Here is a 20,494-nt window from a genome sequence, read left to right on the forward strand (position 1 = left end):
GACCGCTGATCAACGCGAAGCAGGCACGACCGGGTGCTCGACTACATCGGGGTGGGCCGGCAGGGCGGCGCCGAGGTGGTCACCGGCGGCGGCGTGCCCACCGGCGACGGGTTCGGCGACGGCTTCTTCGTGCAAGCCGACGCTGTTCGACAACGTCTCGCCGGACATGCGCATCGCCCAGGAGGAGATCTTCGGGCCGGTGCTGTCGGTGATCGCGGTGGACGACGAGCACGAGGCGCTCGAGGTCGCCAACGGCACCGACTACGGTCTGGTGGCCTCGGTGTGGACGCGCGACGTCGGCACCGCCGTGCGGATGAGCCGCGGCCTGCAGGCCGGGCAGGTGGGAGTGAACAGCGTGCTCGGGGCGCCGGTCATCGGCGGCCCGTGGGGCGGCTACAAGAGCAGCGGCTTCGGCCGCACGATGGGCGCCGACGCGGTGCTCGAGTGGACCCAGGTCAAGACGGTGTCGCTGGGCGACGCCGCGATCTCGAAGCGATAGGGCAGGACATGGCAACGATCACCACGCGCGCGGCAGTCGCACACGGACCGCACGAGGGCTGGGAGCTGACCGAGCTCGAAGCTGGACGATCCGAAGGAGCACGAGGTCCGGATCAAGCTGGTCGCCTCCGGCCTGTGCCACTCCGACCACCACATCACCGAAGGCGACGCCCCGGTGCGGATGCCGGTGGTCGGCGGGCACGAGGGCGCCGGCATCGTGGAGTCGGTGGGACCCCACGTCCGCCGGGTCAAGCCCGGCGACCGGGTGGTGCTCTCCTACATCCCCGCCTGCGGCTCGTGCCGGCCGTGCTCCACGGGGCACCAGAACATGTGCGTGAAGGGTCTGAACGCCGGCACGGGCATGTTCCTGGACGGCACCTACCGGTTCCACAAGGACGACGAGGACTACGGCGGATTCTGCTCGCTGGGCACGTTCTCGCAGTACCTGGTCGCCTCGGAATGGGCGGTCGTGCCGCTGCCGGACCACATCCCGTTCCGCCTCGCCTCGCTGGTGGGCTGCGGGGTGCCCACCGGATGGGGCTCGGCGGTGTACGCGGCCGGCGTCCGGGCCGGCGACACCGTGGTCGTCTTCGGCGCCGGGGGCGTGGGCGGCAATGCCGTCCAGGGCGCCCGGTACGCCGGCGCGAAGGACGTGATCGTCGTCGACCCGGTCGAGTTCAAGCGCGAGCATTCGAAGCTGTTCGGCGCCACCGACACCTTCGCCACGGCGAAGGAGGCGCACGACTTCGTCGTGTCCACCACGTGGGGACAGCTGGCCGACCACGTCATCATGACGCCGAACGCGGTCACCGAGGAGATGGTCAACGCCGCCGTGATGATGACCGGCAAGGGCGGCAAGGTCACCATCACCGCGGTGGGCCACCTCACCGAGAAGGCGGTGCACGTGCACGCGGGCATGCTCATCGGCTACCAGCGGCAGATCCGCGGGGCCCTGTTCGGCGACTGCAACCCGCTGTACGACATCCCGCGGTCGCTGCGCCTGTACGACTCCGGCGACCTGAAGCTCGACGAGCTCGTCTCCCGCACCTATGCGCTGGATCAGGTGAACGAGGCCTACGACGACCTGGTGGCCGGGCGCAACATCCGCGGGGTGATCATCCACGAACCGGCCCTGGCCTGATCGCGAACCCCGCCCGGCCCGGCGCATGCCCGGGCCGGGCCCCGACCGTATGAACGGAGCGTCCATGTCCCACGCCATCCTGGATCCCACCGGCCGCGCGGCCGGCACCGCGGCGCCGTCGGCGGCCCCCGTGCTCGCCCCGCGCCCGGCCGACCTGACCGGCCTGCACGTCGGGCTGCTGGACAACACCAAGCACAACGCGCTGCTGTTCCTCACCGAGCTGGGCAGCTGCCTGGTCCGCGAGTGCGGTGCGGCCGACGTGTCCATCGTCGAGACGAAGAAGAGCTTCTCGGTGCCGGTGGACGACGAGATCGTCACACGGTACAAGGACGCCTGCGACGTCGTGGTCACCGGGGTCGGCGACTGCGGATCGTGCAGCGCCGCCGCCGTCGCGGACGGCATCGCGTTCGAACGGGCCGGGCTGCCCGCGGCCGTCGTGCTCACCGACGCGTTCGGCGCCACCGGCCGGACCATGGCGCAGGTGCAGGGCGCCCCGGACTACGAGTGGATCACCACGCAGCATCCGATGGCCGTGCTCGACCCCGATCAGGTCAAGGAGCGCGCCCGGCGCCTGCTGCCGGAGATCACGCGCAGCCTCACCGGAGCCGCGGCATGAGCGCCGCGGCCCCCGTGGAGGGCGCCGTCGCGACCGATGCTGGCGCCGACCTGGAGCCGGATGCGGATGCCGCGCAGGCGGCGATCGAGCACTGCTACGCACAGGGATGGAGCGACGGGCTGCCTCTGGTGCCGGCCACCCAGCCCCTGGTCGACCGATTCCTCGCCGCCGGCGGGCGGGACGCCGACGAGGTGATCGGCCACATGCCGCAGGTCGATCGCACCGTCACCGTCCAGGTGGCCGCGATCAACGCCGCCATGGCCGGCTGCCGGCCGGAGTACTTCCCCGTCGTCCTCGCCGCCTGGGAGGCACTCATGCGCGAGCGCGCGGCCAAGGGCGGCGGGTGGCAGTCCACGAGCGGCCCGGCGCCGCTGCTCATCGTGAACGGGCCGATCCGCGAGCAGCTGGGCTTCAACAGCACCGGCGGCGTGTTCGGGCCGGGCTTCCGGCCGAACGCGACGGTGGCCCGGGCGATCGGCCTGATCGTGCGCAACGCGTTCGGGGTCATCCCGCACGAGCTCGAGCAGGCCACCCAGGGGCTGCCCGGCCGGTGGTCGATCTGCTTCGGCGAGAACGAGGAGGAGAGCCCGTGGCCGCCGCTGGCCGCCGACCTCGGCGTGTCCGGCGACGCCGTGACCGCCACCCTGCTGCGCACCTGCGAATACGTCGACAACCGGCACACGAGCGACGCCGAGCAGCTCCTCGGCGATTTCGCCGACACGATCGGCCGCTCCGGGTCGTGGATCTTCCAGCACGCCGGCGTGGGCGTCATCCTCTGCCCCGAGCACGCCGATCTGCTCGCCGGCGCCGGCTACAGCCGCACCGACGTGCAACGGTGGCTCGCCGAGCACTCCGGCCGGACCACCGCCGCGCTGGCGCAGGCCGGCAAGGACTTCGCCGAGAACGGCGTCCGGCGACCCGGCGACGCGCAGGACCCGGAGCGATTCCAGCGGACGATCGTCGAGGGGGCCGAGCCCGGCATCCTGGTCGCGGTCGCCGGATCGCGCACCGCCGGCATCTCGATGGTCGTGCGGCTGTTCGCCGACTGGTCCGGCACCTCGGTGCCGATCGTGCGTCCCCCCGAGCCGGCCGCCGGCCGGCGAAACCGAAACGAAGGCGAGTAGAGATGCCCCAGATGGTGCGTGCCGCGGTCCAGACCGGCCCCCGAGCGATTGAGATGCGCGAGTTCGCGCGCCCTGTGACCGGACCCGACGACGGGCTTGCGGGTGGAGGCCAACGGCATCTGCGGCAGCGACGTGGAGATCTTCCGCGGGCACATCGGCATGAACAAGGGCCCCTTCATCCCCGGTCACGAGCCGATGGGCATCATCGAGGAGATCGGCGACCGCGCCGCCGAACGGTGGGGCGTGCAGGTCGGCGACCGGGTCGCGCTCGAGGTGATCGTCCCGTGCCGGGCGTGCGGGGACTGCCTCACCGGCAACTACCAGGCGTGCCGGTTCCGCAAGTACGGGCACGGCGTGACCGGGATCGACGTCGAGCCGAGCCTGTGGGGCGGATTCGCCGAGTACCTCTACCTGTCGCCGAACTCGATTCTGCACAAGATCGACAAGACGATCCCGGCCGAGATCGCCGCCATGTACAACCCGCTCGGTGCCGGCGTGCGCTGGGCGGTCGACCTCGGCGAGGTCGGACTCGGCGACTCGCTGCTGGTGCTCGGCGCCGGTCAGCGGGGCCTCGCGGCCCTGATCGCGGCCAAGGCCGCGGGCGCCGGCACCATCATCGTCACCGGCCTGCAGCGCGACGAGCACAAGCTGGCGGTGGCCCGCGAGCTCGGCGCCGACCACACGCTCGTGGTCGACGCGGACGGCGGACTGGACGTGGTCGCCGCCGTGCAGGAGCTCACCGACGGCCGCGGCGTGGACGTCGCTCTGGATGTCACCCCGATGGCCGGCCAGCCGATCACCGATGCGCTGCTGTCCACCCGCTTCGGCGGCCGGGTGGTGCTGGCGGGCCTGAAGGGCCACCGCGAGATCCCGCTGGTCACCGACGTGATCGTCAACCGTGCGCTGACCGTCAAGGGCGCGTTCGGAGTGGACGCCACCGCGAACGAGAAGGCGATCGCGCTGCTGGAGTCGGGGCGCTTCCCGCTGGAGAAGCTGCACACCCACACCTTCGGCCTGGACCAGGTCGATCTGGCGATCGAGACGCTGGCCGGCGAGACCGACGATGCCGGCGCCATCCACGTCTCCGTGCACCCGAACCCGGCGTGACGGCATCCGCCGTCCGCCACCGAAGAGAGGTATCCCGTGATCGTCGACGCCCACGCACATTTCCTGCCCTCCGGCTATCCGGACGACGCCCCCGCGTGCTTCCCGCACATGGAGCCGATCGACGGCTCTGCGGACCGGCTGCTCGTGTTCGACAAGATGCGCTTCGCCGCCAAGGAGGTGTTCTTCCAGGCTGAGCGGCGGGTCGAGGCGATGGATGCCGCGGACATCGACGCCGAGGTGATCAGCCCGATGCCGCCGCTGCTGCGCTACGACCTGCCGCCCGCGGACGGACTGGCCCTGGCCCGGCACGTCAACGACACGGCGGCCGAGCTGGCCGCATACGCGCCGGAGCGGATCATCCCGCTTGGGATGGTGCCGATGCAGGACCCGGATGCCGCGGCCGACGAGCTGGCCGCGATCCGGCAGCGCGGCCTGGCCGGGGTGGAGATCGCCTCGAACATCCTGGGCGACTCGATCGGGCACGAGCGGTTCCTCCCGTTCTTCCAGGAGGCGCAGCGGCAGGGGATCTCCGTCTTCGTGCACGCCATGCCCTCACCGACCGATCGGCTGCCGATGTCGGGGATGGGCACGTACGTGGTGGGCATCGAGGGCGCGTTCGCCGCGGCATCCCTCATCCTCGGCGGCACCGCGGCCGCGTGCCCGGACCTGCGCATCTCGTTCAGCCACGCCGCGGGCGGATTCCCGCTGATGCTGCCGCGCGCCAACTATTTCTGGGCGGCAGCTGGAACGAGGAGCCACGCGATCTGGACCGCGCCGTGATGCCCTCGGACGAGCCGTCGCCGCTGGAGTACGCGCGGCGGTTCTACTACGACGCGATGGTGTTCGACCGGCGCGCCATCCGCTACCTCATCGACCTGCTGGGAGCCGACCGACTGCTGGTCGGCTCCGACTTCCCGGCGATGCCGCGCGAGGAGCCCGGCGCACGGACACTGCGCGAGATGGGGCTGCCGGAGGCGGACTGGGCCGAGATCAGCCACCGGAACGCGTTCCGCTGGCTCGGCCGTCCGGTCCCGGAGGCCGACGCCGCGCCGGCCCGGGCACGCGTGGACGCACCGGCCTGACCGGGTTCTTTCGCCGGGCGGAAGTGGCATGGATCGGGCCCGGAGGCTCGACAAGACTCCCACCAAGTCCGGTCGCCCAGAAGTGCGGCGGCGAGGCGCACTCAGCACCGGTCCTCGAAACCAGGGAGCAATCACATGTTCAGAAGTGCGAAGGGCGCTCGGTCCGCAATGCGGCTGGCCGGGCTCGCCGTGGTCGTGGGCCTCGGGCTCGCGACCGTCGGCTGCAGCGCCGGCGGGACCGACCAGACCGGGTCCAGCGAGGGCACGCCGCAGTCCGGCGGCTCCGCGACCGTCCTGCTCGACTCCGGTTTCGCCGGCGGCTGGGCGACCGGGCTCGACCCGGCCACCAGCAACACCACCGGCGCGAACCTGCCGCAGAACTCGGCGGTCTTCGGCGGGCTGTTCACGCTGGAGGCGGACGACGACGGGAGCAACGCCCACATCCAGCCGAACCAGGCCGAGGCCTTCAGCTGGAGCGACGACGATCTCACGCTCACCATCACGCTGCGCAAGGGGATCACGTTCTCCGACGGCACCCCGCTGAACGCGCAGGCCGTCGTGTGGAACTGGATCCGGGCGATCAACTCGGGCAGCACCGGAGCCCCGCAGCTGTCCCTCGATCTGACCGTGCCGCCGCCGTCGCTGAGCCAGGACTTCATGGACAGCCTGTGGAAGGCGCTGCCGAGCGACGTCGACAAGGCCAAGGTGCGCAAGCAGCTCGGCGCCATCCAGGCCACCGACGATCTCACGGTGAAGCTGCGGCTGACCCAGCCCAACGGCTCGCTGGTCAACGGCTTCCCGACCTCGAGCCTCAACCTGATCGCCTCGCCCACCGCGTACGCGAAGCTCGGGGCGGATGCGTTCAAGAAGGCGCCGGTGGGTGCGGGGCCGTTCACCATCACCGACGACAAGTACAGCGAGCGGCTCGAGCTGAAGAAGAACCCCGACTACTTCAAGGACGGGCTGCCCTACCTGGACGCGCTGACGTTCCAGTCGGTGGCCGGCGACCAGGTCGCCTACCAGACGCTGCAGGCGGGGCAGGGCGACGCGATCGAGGGACTCAGCTCGGTCACCCTGATCGCGCAGGCGCAGAGCAACCCGGACGTGCAGGTGACGCTGACCCCGCCCACCTCGCCGTACGTGATCCAGCTGAACACGCGCACCGCCCCGTTCAACGACAAGAAGGCGCGTGAGGCCATCTACTACGCGACCGACTTCGACGCCATCAACAAGGGGCTGTTCAAGGGGCAGGGCGACATGAGCCAGTCCTTCACCGCCTCCGGCGGCCTGTTCTACAACCCGAAGGTGGAGGGGTACCGCACGTACGACCTGGACAAGGCCAAGCAGCTGGTGCAGGAGCTCGGCGGACTGAAGGTGGACCTCGGCACGACGGACATCGTCACGGCCCGCTCGGTGACCACCGCGCTGCAGACGCAGTGGAAGAAGGCGGGCATCGACGTGACGATCGACGCGAAGCCGCTCGGCGACGTGATCACGAAGTTCCTCAGCGGCAAGTGGGAGTCGATGCTGCAGACCGCCGGCGCGTGGGACCCCTCGGTCGGCATCGGGGTGTCGGTGCGCTTCGGCTCGACCTCGCCGTTCAGCGGCACGCCGCTGCCGAAGGGCGCGGCATCCGCCGCCGACGCGCTGGCGAAGAACCTGACCACGCCGCTGGACGACCTGCTCCAGGCAGCCGTGGGCACGACCGATGACGCGGCGCGGCAGAAGGCGTACGACGAGGTCGCCAAGTACATCTCGGATGAGGCATATGCCCCGTTCGGCATGGCGTTCTCGCCGGCCCAGGTGGTGCGCAAGGGTCTGCACGGGCCGGGACTGACCACGAAGATCCCCGCCCTGTCGGTCAACAGCGGGGTCCTCTACGACCGCGTCTGGGTCGAGGGCGGCAAGTGACCACGACCGTCGGCACGAACACGGTCGAGACGACGTCCGTCCGGACCGAGGGGCCCACCGGGCTCCTCGGCCGGGCGGCCTCGTCGCCCCTGGTCCGCCTGGTCGTGCGGCGGGTGCTGATCGCGATCCCGCTTGCGCTGGCGGTGAGCGTGCTCACCTTCGCGCTGCTGGAGGCGATGCCGGGCGACCCGGCCCGCAACATGGCCGGGATGGACGCCAGCGAGGAAGAGGTCGAGGCGGTCCGGCACCAGCTCGGCCTGGACCGCCCGGCGGCCGTGCGCTACCTGTCGTGGCTCGGCGGGTTCGTCACCGGGAACCTGGGCAAGTCGTCGGTGAGCGGGCAGTCGGTCTCGTCCCTGCTGGCCGAACGGATGCCGGTGACCGTCGAACTGGTCCTGCTCGCGTTCATCGTGTCGCTGGTCGTCGCGGTGCCGGTCGCACTGATCGCGGCCCGCCGCCCGGGCGGCGTGTTCGACCGGGTCGTCATGGTCATCTCGATGACCCTGCTGGCCGTGCCCAACTACGTGATGGCGCTTGCTGCTGGTGCTCGTGTTCGCGGTCCTGCTGCATGCGCTCCCGGCGATCGGGTACGTGCCGATCGGCGACAGCCTGATCGGAAATCTGCGCTCGGTGACCCTGCCCGTGCTGGCTCTGGGGCTGCCGATCGCCTGCTTCTACGCGCGATTCCTGCGCGGCGACCTGGTCGAGCAGATGAACTCCGCCGACTACGTCGAGACCGCCCGCGCCAAGGGCGTCGGGCCCTGGCGGGTGCTGTGGACGCACGCGTTCCGCAACTCCTCGTTCGGCCTGCTCACCCTCGTCGGCCTGAACGTCGGCGGACTCATCGGCGGGACGGTCATCATCGAGCAGATCTTCTCGATGCCGGGCCTGGGCGTGATGATGCTGCAGGGGGTCGGCTCGCAGGACATCGCCGTGGTCCAGGCCTGCGTGTTCATCTTCGCCGCCGTCGCCATCTTCGCCAACCTGTTCGTCGACGTCATGTACGCCGTACTCGACCCGAGGATCCGCTATGGCAGTCGCTGACGTCGCCACCACCGCCGCCGCCCTCGCGCCGATCGACGACGACGTCGAGCGCGGCGCCACGTGGGCGCGGGTGCGCGGCAGGCTCATGGTGTGGGTGCCGGCGGGCTTCGTGGCCCTGCTGCTGATCACCTGCTTCATCGGCCCGTATTTCCTTCCGCTGCCGTCGCCGGTCGGCGGCGACATCCTCGAGTCCGGCCTTCCCGTCGGCTCGCCCGGACATCCACTGGGCACCGACGTCAACGGCAACGACGTCCTGTCCCGCCTGATCTACGGCGGCCGGGCATCGCTGACCGTCGCGATCGCCACGAACGCGATCGGCCTGGTGGTGGGCGGTCTGATCGGCGCGCTGTCCGGCTACCTCGGCGGCAGACCCGACACCTTCATCATGCGGGCACTGGACGTGCTGATCGCGTTCCCCTCCCTCGTGCTGACCATCGCCATCGCCCAGGTGCTCGGCCCCAGCCTGCCCAACACCATCCTCGCCCTGACCGCGTTCAGCATCCCGGCCGTCGCCCGCATCGCGCGATCGGCGACCCTGCGGGTGGTGAACATGCCGTTCCTGCAGGCCGCCCGGCTCAGCGGCAAGCCCTGGTGGCGCATCCTGCTGCGGCACATCGCGCCGAACATCACTCCGCAGATGCTGAACTTCGCGCTGCTGGGCATGGGCATCGTGATCGTCACCGAGGGCGCCCTGAGCTTTCTCGGGATGGGCATCCCGGCCCCGGAGCCGAGCTGGGGGAACATGATCTACGACGCGCAAGCAGTCGCTGTCGGCCACACCGCTGCTGGTGCTGTGGCCCTCGCTGGCGCTGCTGGTCACGGTGCTGGCGTTCAACCTCCTGGGTGAGAACGTGCGAGACGAGATGAGCGGACGATGACGCTCCTGCAGGGTACGCCCCGCGAGACCGCACCCGACCAGACCGAGGCGGTGCTGGTCGTCGACGAGCTGCGGGTCACATTCTCGCGCGCCGGACGCCGGGTGCACGCGGTCAACGGCCTGTCGTACGAGCTGAAGGCGGGGCGCATGCTCGCGATCATCGGCGAGTCCGGCTCGGGCAAGTCGGTGAGCGTGCGGGCGCTGATGGGCCTGCTGCCCCGAGCGCCACGGTGACCGGGTCGGCGCGGCTCGGCGGCACCGAGCTGGTCGGCCTGCCGGAGGCCGACATGCGCCGGATGCGCGGCGACGACATCGCCATGGTGTTCCAGGACCCGACCCGGTCGCTGAACCCGACGATGAGCGTCGGCGCACAGATCGTGGAGGCGGTCCGGACGAAGACCGCCGTGGACCGCAAGGCCGCCGCGGAGCGCGCGGTCGAACTGCTGAAGCTGGTGCGGATGCCGGCGCCCGAGCGCCGATTCCACGAATACCCGCACCAGCTGTCCGGCGGCATGCGCCAGCGGGTGATGATCGCGATCGCCCTCGCATCCAATCCGAAGGTGCTCATCGCCGACGAGGCGACGACCGCATTGGATGTCACCACCCAGGCCCAGATCATGGAGCTGCTGATCGACCTGCAGCAGCGGCTCGGCACCGCGGTGGTCATGATCAGCCACGATCTGGGACTCGCGGCAAGCTATGCCGACGAGGTGCTCGTGATGTACGCGGGGCGGGCCGTCGAGCACGCCGCGACCGACCTGCTGTTCCAGAACGTGCGGATGCCGTACACGAAGGCCCTGCTGGGGGCGATCCCGCAGCTGACCACCCGGCCGCACTCGCTGCTGACCGTGATCGGCGGCCATCCGCCGGACCTCGGGGCGCTGCCCACCGGCTTGCGCGTTCCGGCCGCGCTGCCCGCGTGCCACCGACGCGTGCGCGGTCCGGCCCGAGCTGGAGGAGCACGAGCCGGCGCACAGCTACGCCTGCTGGCATCCGGTGGGGCTCGACGACGCGGACGAGGGCGGACGGGATGCCGCGGGGGACGCCGAAGCGCCGGGCGAGACATCGGACGACACGAGGGGAGACCAGGCGTGAGCACCGCACCGGGCAGGCCGGGCGAGGTCGAGACGGGCAGGGACGACGACGTCCTGCTGCAGGTCCGGAACCTCGTCCAGGAATACGTGAGCCGAGGGCCGGGCGGTGCCAAGGCCGGGGTCGTGCACGCCGTCTCGGACGTGTCGTTCGACCTGCGCGCCGGGCGGACGCTGGGCATCGTCGGCGAGACCGGATCCGGCAAATCCACCCTCGCCCGGGCCGTCATCCGGGTGGAGAAGCCGAAGTCGGGGGAGGTGCGCTTCCGCGGGCGCGAGCTCGGCGGGCTGTCCGCGCGCGAGCTGCGGAAGGTGCACGCCGACATCCAGATGGTGTATCAGGACCCGTTCGGCTCGCTGAACCCGCGGTGGCGGGTGGAGGATGTCGTCGCCGAGCCCCTGCTCGGGCACTCGCGGATGTCGCGGGAGCGGCGGCGGGCCCGCGTGCGCGAGCTGCTCGACCTGGTCGGGCTCGAACCCGACGTCTACCTGCGCCGGCGCCCGTACGAGCTGTCCGGCGGGCAGGCCCAGCGTGTGGCGATCGCCCGCGCGGTCGCGCTGAACCCGGCCCTGATCATCTGCGACGAGGCGATCTCGTCGCTGGACGTGCTGATCCAGGCGCAGGTGCTGAATCTGTTCGAGAAGCTGCGGGCCGAGCTGGGACTGTCGTACGTGTTCATCGCACACGACCTGGCCACCGTGCGGCAGGTCAGCGACCAGGTCGCGGTCATGCACCTGGGCAAGCTGGCCGAGATCGGCCCCGCCGAGGAGCTGTATCGCGCACCGCGACATCCCTACACCAGAGCACTGCTGGACTCGATCCCGGGACTCGACCCGGTGACCGGCATCGCCCGGCGGCCGGTGCCGCTGGCGGGCGAGCCGCCGTCGCCGCTGGCGCCGCCCAGCGGATGCCGCTTCCGCACGCGCTGCCCGCGTGCGCAGGAGCGATGCGCGGCCGAGACCCCGGTGCTGACCGAGCACGGTCCCGGACACCTCACCGCCTGCCACTACCCGCTCGACGAGCCGGTGGTCGCCACTCCCGATTCGCTGCGCTCGCGGGTGCGCGCCACCGGTCCGGCGCCCGAGCCGGCCCTGACCTCCCCGCCCGCCCGCTGACCCCGTCGCCGCCCCCGCGCGCGCCCACCCATCCGGACCCACCCATCCGGACCCACCCCCTCGCCCGTCCCGACACCCCGGCACCTCGGCCGCCCGGCCGCGAGATCTGTGAGTCGTCAGTAGTGGTCGGAATTTTCGCGATCTATCCGACCACTGCTGACGAGTCACGGGCAGGGAGAGCACGCCCGGGGACCGCGGCGCCGAGGCGGCGGCGGAAATCGGCCGGGATCCACAGGTCGTCGCGGCACAGCTCATCCAGGCGGGCGCGTGCCATGCCGTACATGGCCGAGTCGAGTCCGCCGCGCAGGATGTCGAGGACGTTCTCGACGCCGGCCTGCCCGTTCGCCGCCAGCCCCCACAGGTAGGCGCGGCCGATGAGCACGGCCCTGGCGCCCAGGGCGAGCGCCTTCGCGACGTCGCTGCCGCGGCGGATGCCGCCGTCCAGCAGCACCTCGAGCTGGTCGCCGACCGCGTCCGCGATGTCCGGCAGGACCGGATCGAGGCGGGGGTGGAGTCGAGGTTGTTGCCGCCGTGGTTTGACACCGAGATCGCGCTCATCCCGACATCCACCGCGCGGCGCGCGTCGTCCAGCCGGCTGATGCCCTTGAGCATCATCGGGCCGTCCCACTGCGCGCGCAGCCAGGCCAGGTCGTCCCAGGTGGGCGGGGGCGTGGTCATCCATTCGCCGTACGCACCGAAGAACGTGGGGGCCGCCTCGTCGCCGACGACGAGGTTCGGGGTGGTCAGGTCGGGGATGCCGCGCCGGACGAACCGGTAGGCCCAACCGGGTCGGGTGATGGCCGCGGGGACGTACCCGACCAGCGTCTTCAGCGAGATGCGCTCGGGGATCTGCGGGTTGCCCAGTCGCGACCGTTGGAGAACGACCAGTCCAGGGTCACGATGACGGCGCGGGCACCGGCCGCGCGGGCGCGGTCCAGCCGTTTCGCGATGGTGTCGCGACCGCCCTGCCAGTACACACTGGTAGTGTAGCGGGGCGCCGGCGGCGGCCACCTCTTCGACGGGCTTGCTGGCGAACGAGCTGAGCGACATGGCGATGCCGCGGGCCGCGGCCGCGCGGGCCACGGCGACCTCGCCGTCCGGGTGCACGGCCTGCACACCGGTCGGGCTGATGACCACCGGGAAGGACTGCTCCACCCCGAGGACGGTCGTGGACAGGTCGCGCTCCGCCGGCATCCCGGCCACGTGCGGGGACAGGCCTAGCTCGCTGAATGCGGCCATGTTGTCGGCGTAGGTCACGCCCTTCTCGGACCCGGCCAGCAGCGCTCCGTACACCGACGCCGGCAGGCGCTTGCGCGCGCGCCGCTTGCGCCTCGGCGACCGTCTCGAACCAGGCGTTGCGCGCCATCTCAGCGGTCTCCGTCGGGGCCGGCCGCGAGCCCCGCGGCGAACTCGGCTACCGGGCTCGTGTTGCACGCCGAGACCGGGGGCGCCGCGGGCCGCCGCTGGAGCAGTGTCAGGGGCACCGCGGCCCGCGGGCGCGGGGGAGAGGTGCGGTGCGATCGGTCCACGCTCGGCTTGGGGCGCTGGTGCTCGGCCTGGGCGAGCGCCTCCTCGCCGAAGCCGCGCACGCACTCCGGGTCCGGGCCGTCCAGCGGCAGGCCGGTGAAGAACTTGGCCGCCATGCAGCCGCCCTTGCAGGTGTCGAAGAACTGGCAGGCTTGCAGGCGCCGCCGGACTGCGGCGAGCGCAACCGGGCGAACAGCTCGGATTCGCGCCACACCTGGGCGAAGCCGCCGTCGCGGATGGAGCCGGCGAGGAACTCCTCGTGGATCGCGAACGGGCAGGCGTACACGTCGCCGATCGGGTCGATCAGGCACACCACCCGGCCGGCGCCGCACAGGTTCAGCCCGGGAAGGGTCCCGCCCAGGGCGGACAGGTGGAAGAACGAGTCGCCCGTGAGCACGTCGTCCCCGTGCGCGAGCAGCCAGTCGAACAGCTCACGCTGCTGGTCCTGCGTCGGGTGCAGCTCGTTCCAGACGTCGGCGCCGCGCCCCGCCGGTCGCAGTCGGGTGAGGCGCAGCTGCGCGCCGAACCGATCCGCGATGGCCTTGAACTCGTCCAGCTGGCCGATGTTGGTGCGGGTGCACACGACCGAGAGCTTGAGCCGGGTCATCCCGGCCGAGGAGAGCCGCTCCAGCGCCCGCATCGCGAGGTCGAAGGACCCCGGACCGCGGATCGCGTCGTTCACCTCGGCGGTGGCACCGTCCAGCGAGATCTGGATGTCGACATAGTCGTTCTGCGCCAGCCGGACCGCGATCTCGTCGGTGATGCGCACGCCGTTCGTGGAGAACTTCACCCCGACGTCGTGCGCGGTGGCGTAGTCGACGATCTCCCAGAAGTCGCTTGCGGACGGTCGGCTCGCCGCCGCCGATATTCACGTAGAACACCTTCATCCGCTCGAGCTCGTCGATCACCGCCTTGCACTCGTCGGTGGTCAGCTCGCGCGGATCGCGCCGGCCGGACGCCGACAGGCAGTGCACGCACGACAGGTTGCACGCGTAGGTCAGCTCCCAGGTCAGGCAGATCGGAGAGTTCAGCCCCGACTCGAAGTGGTCGACGAGCCGCTTCGGACGGGTCGGGGGTGCGGGGGCGATGAGGGTCATGCGGCCTTCTCCACGAGCATGTCGGACGCGCGGAGGGTCTCCAATGCGCGCAGGTACAGCGGGAACTCGTCCTCGGGGACGCCGGCGGCGGCGAGGGCGTCGGCGACGGTGGATGCCTCGGCCACCCCCGCGACGACGCTCAGCAGCTGGGCGATTTCAGGAACGACAGCTGCCGGGTGCCGAAGTGATACAGCAGCGCGCCGAACGGCTCGGGCCGGATCGACACGCGCGGGTGCAGGCGCAGCGTGCTGCGCAGCGTGAGCTCGGACATCGGACGGCTCAGTAGACGCCGCACATGCCGTCGATCGACACCTCTTCGACCAGCGATTCCGTCTCGACCTCGGCGGCGGTGCTCTCGGGTGCGGTGGTGTTCTCCATGGCCTCTTCCTCTCTGAAGCGGATGCCGCGTCCTCGCGGTGGCAGTGAGCTTACTGGCATCGAGTGCCAATGAAAAGGGCCATTCCCATTTCAGGCGGCCTGAGATCAGAAATCCACCGGATCGAACCGGCGCAGACCGGGGCGGGCGGCGATCATCTCGGCCAGCTCGGGGACCGCGCCCTCTGCGCCGCGGAACGCCCGGTAGGCGAGTTCGGACTCGGCATCGGCCCACTGCTCGTAGAGCGTCCAGACCGTCGGATCCTCGCGGTCCTGCAGCCATTCGATCCGCTCCGCGCCGGGGAAGGCGCGGGTCTGGGCGAGCATCCGGTCGAACACCTCCCGCGCCGCGTCGGCGCGCTCGGGCACGATCCGGAATTCCACGAGCGCCATGATCGGCATTCCCGCCTCCTCTGCTCTCGCCGGGCCCGCGCCCGGTCGAGGGCAGGCTATTGGCGGCCCCGGCGCCGAACATCCGATATTCCGCCGGGCGGAAGCCGCGCACATCGCGCGTGCACCCGCGTTACTGTCGGCGCAGCGGGCGGCGCTGCTGTCGGCGGGGACGGGCAGGAGGACCGACGATGGGGGATGCGGTGACCGGCGTGGCCGCCGACGATGACGGTGACACGGGGGACACTGGCAGGCCCGACGACACCGGTGATCCCGACCGCGCGCCCATGGGCGCCGCCGGCCGGGTGAAGTACACCGCGGCGGGCCGGGTGCTGGCCACCCTGGAGGTGTTCCGGGGCGAGCCCGAGCCGCTGAGCATGGCCGAGATCAGCCGGCGCTCGGGGCTGAGCATGACGACGACCCACCGGCTCATGCACGAGCTCATCGACTGGGGCGCCGTCGAGCGCACCGAGCACGGACGCTACCGGCTGGCCACCAAGATGGTGGAGCTGGCGGCATCCTCCACCGTCGCGCTCCGGCTGCGCGAGCGGGCTCTGCCGGCGCTAGCCGGCTTGCACCGGATGCTGCGCGTCCTGGTCGTGCACCTCTCGGTCCGCGACGGATTCGACGGCGTGTACGTCGAGTCGCTGCGCACGGCTCACGGCGGCGTGCGCAGGCAACCGGATCGGCGGCCGGATGCCGCTGCACATGACCGCGACCGGCCGCATCCTGCTGGCCTACGCCGACGCGCACACGCAGGACGCGTTCCTCGCGGCTCCGCTCGAGGTGCGCACGCCGTACACCGTCACCGATCCGGCTGTCCTGCGGGCCGAGTTCCACACGATCCGAGAGCAGAAGTGGCTGATCACCACCCGGCAGGTCACCGTCGACACCGGCGGGGTGGCCGCTCCCGTCTTCGACGCGCAGGACCGGGTGGTCGCTGCGGTCGGGATCGTCCTGAATCTGGAGGAGCACCACCTCGAGGACTACGTGGAGATGGTGCGCGCCGCGGCGGCGCAGATCACCCGGGCGATCGAGACCGGCGCGCCGTGACCGTGCCGGGCCGGGACGGGGTGTTCAGTGAGCAGGACACGACTTGTCTCCCACCGTGCGGAAGCGGGGCCGCGGTGTCGGCGACGGATGCCGATAGTGGAGATGCGCGGCCGGTACACGGGCCGTCGCCCCGCCCGTTCCCGGAGGTACCGATTCCATGACGACATCCCTCGTCGCACCCGCCGAGCAGCTGTTCGCACCGGAGGTCGACACGACCCCCTGGGCGGTGCGAGCAGGAACAGCAGCGGCAGGCGTTCACCGAGATGCTGCAGCGGCTGCGCGGGCACGAGGTGTGGCGGGAGCGGCTGCGCACGGCGCCGGAGGCCATCCGCTCCGAGCAGGACCTGTCGGACGTGCCGCTCACGCTCAAGGAGGACCTGCGCGCGGCGCAGGCCGAGACGATCCCGGACCGCCCCCTCGGCGCGTTCCAGCTGGTCGGCGCGGGCGAGCTGGTGCAGTTCGCCAGCTCGTCGGGCACGACCGGCGCCCCGGTCTTCTTCGGGCTCACGGCGAACGACCTGCGCCGCTGGACCGCCGGCATCGGCAACGCCTACCGCACCGCCGGCGTCGCGCCCGGCGCCCGCGTCGCCCACACCACCGGGATGGCGATCGTGGCCGGCGGGCTCCCCTATGCCGACGGCATCCGCGCCGCCGGCGGCGGCCTGGCCTGGATCGGCGGGCAGACCAGCTCGCGCATGACCATGTCGATGCAGCGCCTGCAGCTGAACGTGCTCGTGGGTACGGCATCCTTCGTCCCGCACTTCGCCCGGCGATGCGAAGAGGAGCTGGGCGTGCCGGCCACCGACCTCTCGGTGCGCACGATCATCGCGGGCGGAGAGCCGGGCGCGGGCGTCCCGCACATCCGGCAGGGGATGCTGGATGCCTGGGGCGCCACCCGGGTCAGCGAGTTCATGGGGCTCGGCGACGTGCTGCCCGCGATGTGGGCGGAGTGCCATGTCGGCAACGGCATGCACTTCACCGCCGCCCCCGACGTGATGGTCGAGCTGGTCGACCCGGTCACTCTGGAGCACGTGCCGTGGGAGCAGGGGGCGACCGGCGAAGCCGTCTACACCACCCTCACCCGCGAGGCCTCGGCCGTGGTCCGGTTCCGCTCCCGCGACCAGTTCGTCGTGACCGGCACACGGTGCGCGTGCGGCCGCACGGCTCCGACGGTGCGCTGCGTGGGCCGCACCGACGACATGCTCATCTACAAGGCCATGAACGTGTACCCGACCGCCATCCGCGACGTGGTGCTGGACGTGGCATCCGATGTCCTGACCGGGTCGATGCGCATTCGCAAGGAGACGGCCCAGCAGGTGCGGTTCGACGACCCGCTGCCCCTGCAGGCCGAGCTGCGCGACGGGACGGGAGCCGACGGCGCCGCCGACGTCCTGGCCGCAGCCGAGGAGGCGGTGCGGGCAAGCCTGCGCGTGCGCATCCGGATCGAGCCGGTGCCGGTCGGGGTCATCCCGATCGGCGAATACAAGAACGCCCTGGTGTATGTGGAGGGCTCGTAGGAAGAGGGATGCCGTGAGCACCACGATCGACCACCAGACCCGCGCCGACGCGATCTACGCCGGCGGGCGGTGGATGCCGGCGTCCGCGACCGGGCGGATCACCGTGCAGAACCCGTACGACCGGAGCATCGTGGGAACGGCGCCCGACGGGAACGTGGCCGACGTCGATGCGGCGGTGAGCTCGGCCCGCGCCGCGTTCGACCACGGGCCCTGGCCGCGCCTGGCGCCTGCGGAGCGTGCCGGGTGGATGCGCCGCCTCGCCGACGAGCTGGAGCGCCGCGGGGACGCGACGGCCGAGCTCGTGACGAGCGAGAACGGTCAGCCCCTCACGATGACCCGGGTGCTCAGCGGGTGGATGCCCGCCGCGCACCTGCGCTACTACGCCGACCTCGCCGAGACGTTCGAGCCGGAGCAGGAACGCGCCCACACCGGCCGCCCGGGATCGTCGCTGGTGCGCACCGAGCCGGTCGGGGTGTGCGGGCTGATCGTGCCGTGGAACTACCCGCAGTCGCTGCTGTCGGCCAAGCTGGCGCCGGCGCTGGCCGTCGGCTTGCGCGGTGGTGGTCAAGCCCGCCGCCGAGACCCCGCTGGACGCGTTCGCGTTCGCCGACGCGGCCGAGGCGATCGGACTTCCGCCGGGCGTGATCAACGTCGTGACCGGCGGGCGCGAGACCGGAGCCGCGCTGGTGGACCATCCCGGCGTGGACAAGATCGCGTTCACCGGGTCGACGGCGGCCGGGCGCGTGATCGCCGCGCGGTGCGGCGAGCGGCTCATCCCGGTCACGCTCGAGCTCGGCGGCAAGTCGCCGGCAGTCGTGCTGGACGACGCCGACGCCGCGCAGACGCTCGCCGCGCTGAAGGGCCTCTCGTTCATGAACAGCGGCCAGACCTGCTTCCTGCTCTCCCGGGTGCTCGTGCCGCGGACGCGGCTGGACGAATTCACCCAGGGGCTCGCCGAGGTGGCGCAGGAGCTCATCCTCGGCGATCCGCGCGACGCGGCGACCGAGCAGGGGCCGCTCGTGTCGGAGCGGATCCGCACCCGGGTGCGCGGGTATGTGGAGGCCGGCACCGCGGCCGGGGCGCGCGTGGTCACCGGCGGACGCGACCTGCCGGGTGCGGAGGGGTTCTTCTACGAGCCGACGATCATGGCCGATGTCGACCACGCCGGTCCGCTCGCGCAGGAGGAGGTCTTCGGCCCGGTCGTGATCGTCGCGCCGTACGACACCGACGAGGACGCCGTCGCCCTCGCCAACGACACCGCCTACGGGCTCGGCGGCGCGGTCTTCAGCGCCGACGACGAGCGGGCGCTTGCGCATCGCGCGCCGCATCGAGACCGGGACGATCGGCATCAACGGCTACCAGCCCGACCTCGCGCTGCCGTTCGGCGGCTACAAGGCCTCGGGCCTCGGCCGCGAGCACGGACCCGAGGCCCTCGGCAACTTCCTGAAGATCAAGGCCGTCTACCGCTGACCTCGCTCCGCTCGTTCAGGGACCGCGCGGCGACCGGTCCGCGGCATCCCGTCCGTTACGCGAAGAGTCGCTGCAGCCGCTGCACGCCCTCGAGCAGCTGGTCGTCGCCCAGCGCGTACGACAGGCGCAGGTAGCCGCTCGGGCCGAACGCCTCGCCCGGCACCACGGCCACCTCGGCCTCGTCCAGGATGAGGTCGGCCAGCTCGAGCGACGTCGTCGGCGTCTGCCCGGCCCATTGCCGGCCGAGCAGCCCCGCACGTCCGGGTACACGTAGAACGCGCCCCGGGGGTCGGCACCGTCATCCCGTCGATCTTCGACAGCTCCGCCACGATCAGCTTCCGGCGCCGGTCGAATGCCTGGCGGAATCCCTCGGCCTCGTCCTGCGGGCCGTTCAGCGCGGCGACGGCCGCCCGCTGGGCGATGTTGTTGACGTTGCTGGACAGGTGCGACTGCAGGTTGGCGGCCAGCGTGATCGCATCGCGCGGGCCGACCATCCAGCCCAGCCGCCAGCCGGTCATCGCGTAGGTCTTGGCGACGCCGTTGACCAGGATCGTCTGGTCGGCGACCTCGGGCACCGCCTCGACGATCGAGACCGCCTGCACGCCGTCGTAGACGAGGTTCTGGTAGATCTCGTCGGTGATGACCCAGATGCCGTGCTCGAGCGCCCACTGCCCGATCGCGCGCGTCTCGTCGCGGGTGTACACCGAGCCGGTCGGGTTGGACGGCGACACGAACACCAGCGCGGTCGTCCGCGCGGTGCGGGCGGCCTCGAGCTGTTCGACCGTGACCTTGTAGTCCTGGTCGGCGCCGGCGAACACCTCGACCGGCGTGCCGTCGGCCAGGGCGATCGCCTCGGGATAGGTGGTCCAGTAGGGCGCGGGCAGCAGCACCTCGTCGCCGGGGTTCACCACCGCCTGGAACGCCTGGTAGACGGCCTGCTTGCCGCCGTTGGTGACCACGACCTGGGCCGGGTCGACGCCCAGCCCCGAGTCGCGCAGCGTCTTCGCGGCGATCGCCTGGCGCAGCTCGGGCAGGCCGGCCGCGGGGGAGTAGCGGAAGTTCTTCGGGTCGTGCAGGGCCTCGGCCGCGGCATCCACGATGAACGGCGGGGTGGCGAAATCGGGCTCGCCGGCGGCGTAGGAGATGACGGGCTTGCCCTGCGCCTTCAGCGCCTTGGCCTTCGCGTCGACCTTGAGGGTCGCCGACTCGGCGATGGCGGACAGCTTGCGGGACAGCGGCTTTCGGGCGCGTTCGGTCACCCTGAAATGGTATCCCCTCCCCTCCCTCGAGATCGTACGATTTGGCCGGGTGCACATGAGTTTCGGTCCGGTTTGATGTGCAGTGGAGAATTTGATGTGCACTCGCCGCGCCGCCGCCGCGAGGCGGGATGCCGCACCCGCCCTGGTCGTGAGACTCAGTACCGCGTAGACTGGGTCTGAGTCCCATACCGCGAGGAGA

The 20,494-nt window shown here is 71.5% G+C and carries 20 protein-coding genes and 7 pseudogenes; 18 read left to right on the top strand and 9 right to left on the bottom strand.

Annotated features, from left to right (window positions below; translation table 11 throughout):
• Positions 1 to 9: 9 nt before the first annotated feature.
• Entirely contained in the window at positions 10 to 168 is a 159-nt protein-coding gene (locus tag L2X98_RS14610; protein WP_259611406.1) for a hypothetical protein, read from the bottom strand.
• Between L2X98_RS14610 and L2X98_RS14615 the strand changes: the two genes are divergently transcribed.
• From L2X98_RS14615 to L2X98_RS21560, 9 genes and pseudogenes are all read left to right on the top strand, one after another.
• The gene (locus tag L2X98_RS14615) at positions 167 to 499 is read left to right on the top strand and encodes an aldehyde dehydrogenase family protein (RefSeq protein WP_259611407.1); all 333 of its coding nucleotides are present in this window, start codon (positions 167 to 169) and stop codon (positions 497 to 499) included. The genes L2X98_RS14610 and L2X98_RS14615 overlap by 2 nt on opposite strands.
• Before the next feature lie 81 nt (positions 500 to 580).
• The gene (locus L2X98_RS14620; protein WP_259613342.1) at positions 581 to 1,639 is read left to right on the top strand and encodes an NDMA-dependent alcohol dehydrogenase; all 1,059 of its coding nucleotides are present in this window, start codon (positions 581 to 583) and stop codon (positions 1,637 to 1,639) included.
• A 64-nt stretch (positions 1,640 to 1,703) separates the two neighbouring features.
• Positions 1,704 to 2,255 carry a UGSC family (seleno)protein gene (locus L2X98_RS14625; protein ID WP_259611408.1) on the top strand — a complete coding sequence of 184 codons (552 nt, stop codon included), beginning with the start codon at positions 1,704 to 1,706 and terminating at the stop codon, positions 2,253 to 2,255.
• Positions 2,252 to 3,379, top strand: coding sequence for a hypothetical protein (locus L2X98_RS14630; protein ID WP_259611409.1), 1,128 nt, complete (start codon positions 2,252 to 2,254; stop codon positions 3,377 to 3,379). Before L2X98_RS14625 ends, L2X98_RS14630 begins: the two co-directional genes overlap by 4 nt.
• Positions 3,380 to 3,481: 102 nt before the next feature.
• The gene (locus L2X98_RS14635) at positions 3,482 to 4,486 is read left to right on the top strand and encodes a zinc-dependent alcohol dehydrogenase (RefSeq protein WP_259611410.1); all 1,005 of its coding nucleotides are present in this window, start codon (positions 3,482 to 3,484) and stop codon (positions 4,484 to 4,486) included.
• 36 nt (positions 4,487 to 4,522) lie between these two features.
• The gene (locus tag L2X98_RS14640) at positions 4,523 to 5,266 is read left to right on the top strand and encodes an amidohydrolase family protein (RefSeq protein WP_259611411.1); all 744 of its coding nucleotides are present in this window, start codon (positions 4,523 to 4,525) and stop codon (positions 5,264 to 5,266) included.
• Complete coding sequence (locus L2X98_RS14645; RefSeq protein ID WP_259611412.1) at positions 5,266 to 5,568, top strand: amidohydrolase family protein; 303 nt, start codon at positions 5,266 to 5,268, stop codon at positions 5,566 to 5,568. The genes L2X98_RS14640 and L2X98_RS14645 overlap by 1 nt, the downstream gene beginning before the upstream one ends.
• A 135-nt stretch (positions 5,569 to 5,703) precedes the next feature.
• Positions 5,704 to 7,479 carry an ABC transporter substrate-binding protein gene (locus L2X98_RS14650; protein WP_259611413.1) on the top strand — a complete coding sequence of 592 codons (1,776 nt, stop codon included), beginning with the start codon at positions 5,704 to 5,706 and terminating at the stop codon, positions 7,477 to 7,479.
• Positions 7,480 to 7,628: 149 nt separating this feature from the next.
• Positions 7,629 to 7,811 (top strand): annotated as a pseudogene (locus L2X98_RS21560) (ABC transporter permease); the annotation flags it as partial.
• Here L2X98_RS21560 and L2X98_RS14655 read toward each other — a convergent pair.
• Positions 7,760 to 7,972, bottom strand: coding sequence for a hypothetical protein (locus L2X98_RS14655; RefSeq protein WP_259611414.1), 213 nt, complete (start codon positions 7,970 to 7,972; stop codon positions 7,760 to 7,762). The pseudogene L2X98_RS21560 and the gene L2X98_RS14655 overlap by 52 nt on opposite strands.
• Before the next feature lie 50 nt (positions 7,973 to 8,022).
• Between L2X98_RS14655 and L2X98_RS14660 the strand changes: the two genes are divergently transcribed.
• Genes L2X98_RS14660 through L2X98_RS14675 form a run of 4 tightly spaced genes read left to right on the top strand, consistent with a single transcriptional unit; the run spans position 8,023 to position 11,607 of the window.
• Positions 8,023 to 8,523, top strand: a complete 501-nt coding sequence (locus tag L2X98_RS14660) for an ABC transporter permease (RefSeq protein ID WP_259613343.1) — start codon at positions 8,023 to 8,025, stop codon at positions 8,521 to 8,523.
• Complete coding sequence (locus L2X98_RS14665) at positions 8,510 to 9,370, top strand: ABC transporter permease (RefSeq protein ID WP_259611415.1); 861 nt, start codon at positions 8,510 to 8,512, stop codon at positions 9,368 to 9,370. Before L2X98_RS14660 ends, L2X98_RS14665 begins: the two co-directional genes overlap by 14 nt.
• A gap of 27 nt (positions 9,371 to 9,397) precedes the next feature.
• Positions 9,398 to 9,634, top strand: coding sequence for an ATP-binding cassette domain-containing protein (locus tag L2X98_RS14670; protein WP_259611416.1), 237 nt, complete (start codon positions 9,398 to 9,400; stop codon positions 9,632 to 9,634).
• Positions 9,631 to 11,607 carry a dipeptide ABC transporter ATP-binding protein gene (locus L2X98_RS14675; protein ID WP_259611417.1) on the top strand — a complete coding sequence of 659 codons (1,977 nt, stop codon included), beginning with the start codon at positions 9,631 to 9,633 and terminating at the stop codon, positions 11,605 to 11,607. The genes L2X98_RS14670 and L2X98_RS14675 overlap by 4 nt, the downstream gene beginning before the upstream one ends.
• 142 nt (positions 11,608 to 11,749) lie before the next feature.
• Here L2X98_RS14675 and mftD read toward each other — a convergent pair.
• From mftD to L2X98_RS14710, 6 genes and pseudogenes are all read right to left on the bottom strand, one after another.
• A pseudogene (mftD, locus tag L2X98_RS21565) lies at positions 11,750 to 13,200 on the bottom strand (pre-mycofactocin synthase MftD).
• Entirely contained in the window at positions 13,082 to 13,924 is an 843-nt protein-coding gene (mftC, locus tag L2X98_RS14690) for a mycofactocin radical SAM maturase (protein WP_259611420.1), read from the bottom strand. The pseudogene mftD and the gene mftC overlap by 119 nt, the downstream one beginning before the upstream one ends.
• 19 nt (positions 13,925 to 13,943) lie before the next feature.
• Positions 13,944 to 14,231: pseudogene (locus L2X98_RS21570) on the bottom strand (radical SAM protein); the annotation flags it as partial.
• Positions 14,228 to 14,502: pseudogene (gene mftB / locus L2X98_RS22705) on the bottom strand (mycofactocin biosynthesis chaperone MftB). The pseudogenes L2X98_RS21570 and mftB, both read right to left, overlap by 4 nt.
• An 8-nt stretch (positions 14,503 to 14,510) precedes the next feature.
• Complete coding sequence (mftA, locus tag L2X98_RS14705; protein ID WP_259611423.1) at positions 14,511 to 14,609, bottom strand: mycofactocin precursor MftA; 99 nt, start codon at positions 14,607 to 14,609, stop codon at positions 14,511 to 14,513.
• 105 nt (positions 14,610 to 14,714) lie between these two features.
• Positions 14,715 to 15,008 (bottom strand): putative quinol monooxygenase, encoded by a 294-nt coding sequence (locus tag L2X98_RS14710; protein ID WP_259611424.1) that lies wholly within the window; start codon positions 15,006 to 15,008, stop codon positions 14,715 to 14,717.
• Positions 15,009 to 15,680: 672 nt separating this feature from the next.
• Here L2X98_RS14710 and L2X98_RS14720 point away from each other — a divergent pair.
• The 5 genes and pseudogenes from L2X98_RS14720 (at position 15,681) to L2X98_RS21580 (ending at position 19,036) form a co-directional block, all read left to right on the top strand.
• Positions 15,681 to 16,049 (top strand): IclR family transcriptional regulator domain-containing protein, encoded by a 369-nt coding sequence (locus tag L2X98_RS14720; protein ID WP_435526283.1) that lies wholly within the window; start codon positions 15,681 to 15,683, stop codon positions 16,047 to 16,049.
• A 263-nt stretch (positions 16,050 to 16,312) separates the two neighbouring features.
• Complete coding sequence (locus L2X98_RS14725; protein WP_259611426.1) at positions 16,313 to 17,566, top strand: phenylacetate--CoA ligase family protein; 1,254 nt, start codon at positions 16,313 to 16,315, stop codon at positions 17,564 to 17,566.
• 73 nt (positions 17,567 to 17,639) lie between these two features.
• Positions 17,640 to 18,104 (top strand): annotated as a pseudogene (locus tag L2X98_RS21575) (aldehyde dehydrogenase family protein); the annotation flags it as partial.
• A gap of 22 nt (positions 18,105 to 18,126) precedes the next feature.
• A pseudogene (locus L2X98_RS14730) lies at positions 18,127 to 18,861 on the top strand (aldehyde dehydrogenase family protein); the annotation flags it as partial.
• A gap of 13 nt (positions 18,862 to 18,874) precedes the next feature.
• Entirely contained in the window at positions 18,875 to 19,036 is a 162-nt protein-coding gene (locus tag L2X98_RS21580; RefSeq protein ID WP_354002816.1) for an aldehyde dehydrogenase family protein, read from the top strand.
• Between the two features lie 55 nt (positions 19,037 to 19,091).
• On the opposite strand, the pseudogene L2X98_RS14735 reads toward L2X98_RS21580, so the two are convergent.
• A pseudogene (locus L2X98_RS14735) lies at positions 19,092 to 20,295 on the bottom strand (pyridoxal phosphate-dependent aminotransferase).
• Between the last annotated feature and the right edge of the window lie 199 nt (positions 20,296 to 20,494).

The sequence above is a fragment of the Microbacterium elymi genome, assembly GCF_021582895.2.
GTDB classification, from domain to species: Bacteria; Actinomycetota; Actinomycetes; order Actinomycetales; family Microbacteriaceae; genus Microbacterium; species Microbacterium humicola.

What these genes read in the sequence shown, in the direction of transcription:
- L2X98_RS14615 (WP_259611407.1), top strand. Translation starts at nt 167, where the DNA reads ATGCGCATCGCCCAGGAGGAGATCTTCGGGCCGGTGCTGTCGGTGATC.
- L2X98_RS14610 (WP_259611406.1), bottom strand. Translation starts at nt 168, where the DNA reads ATGTCCGGCGAGACGTTGTCGAACAGCGTCGGCTTGCACGAAGAAGCC.
- L2X98_RS14625 (WP_259611408.1), top strand. Translation starts at nt 1,704, where the DNA reads ATGTCCCACGCCATCCTGGATCCCACCGGCCGCGCGGCCGGCACCGCG.
- L2X98_RS14630 (WP_259611409.1), top strand. Translation starts at nt 2,252, where the DNA reads ATGAGCGCCGCGGCCCCCGTGGAGGGCGCCGTCGCGACCGATGCTGGC.
- L2X98_RS14645 (WP_259611412.1), top strand. Translation starts at nt 5,266, where the DNA reads ATGCCCTCGGACGAGCCGTCGCCGCTGGAGTACGCGCGGCGGTTCTAC.
- L2X98_RS14650 (WP_259611413.1), top strand. Translation starts at nt 5,704, where the DNA reads ATGTTCAGAAGTGCGAAGGGCGCTCGGTCCGCAATGCGGCTGGCCGGG.
- L2X98_RS14655 (WP_259611414.1), bottom strand. Translation starts at nt 7,972, where the DNA reads ATGACCATGACGACCCGGTCGAACACGCCGCCCGGGCGGCGGGCCGCG.
- L2X98_RS14665 (WP_259611415.1), top strand. Translation starts at nt 8,510, where the DNA reads ATGGCAGTCGCTGACGTCGCCACCACCGCCGCCGCCCTCGCGCCGATC.
- L2X98_RS14670 (WP_259611416.1), top strand. Translation starts at nt 9,398, where the DNA reads ATGACGCTCCTGCAGGGTACGCCCCGCGAGACCGCACCCGACCAGACC.
- mftA (WP_259611423.1), bottom strand. Translation starts at nt 14,609, where the DNA reads ATGGAGAACACCACCGCACCCGAGAGCACCGCCGCCGAGGTCGAGACG.
- L2X98_RS14710 (WP_259611424.1), bottom strand. Translation starts at nt 15,008, where the DNA reads ATGCCGATCATGGCGCTCGTGGAATTCCGGATCGTGCCCGAGCGCGCC.
- L2X98_RS14725 (WP_259611426.1), top strand. Translation starts at nt 16,313, where the DNA reads ATGCTGCAGCGGCTGCGCGGGCACGAGGTGTGGCGGGAGCGGCTGCGC.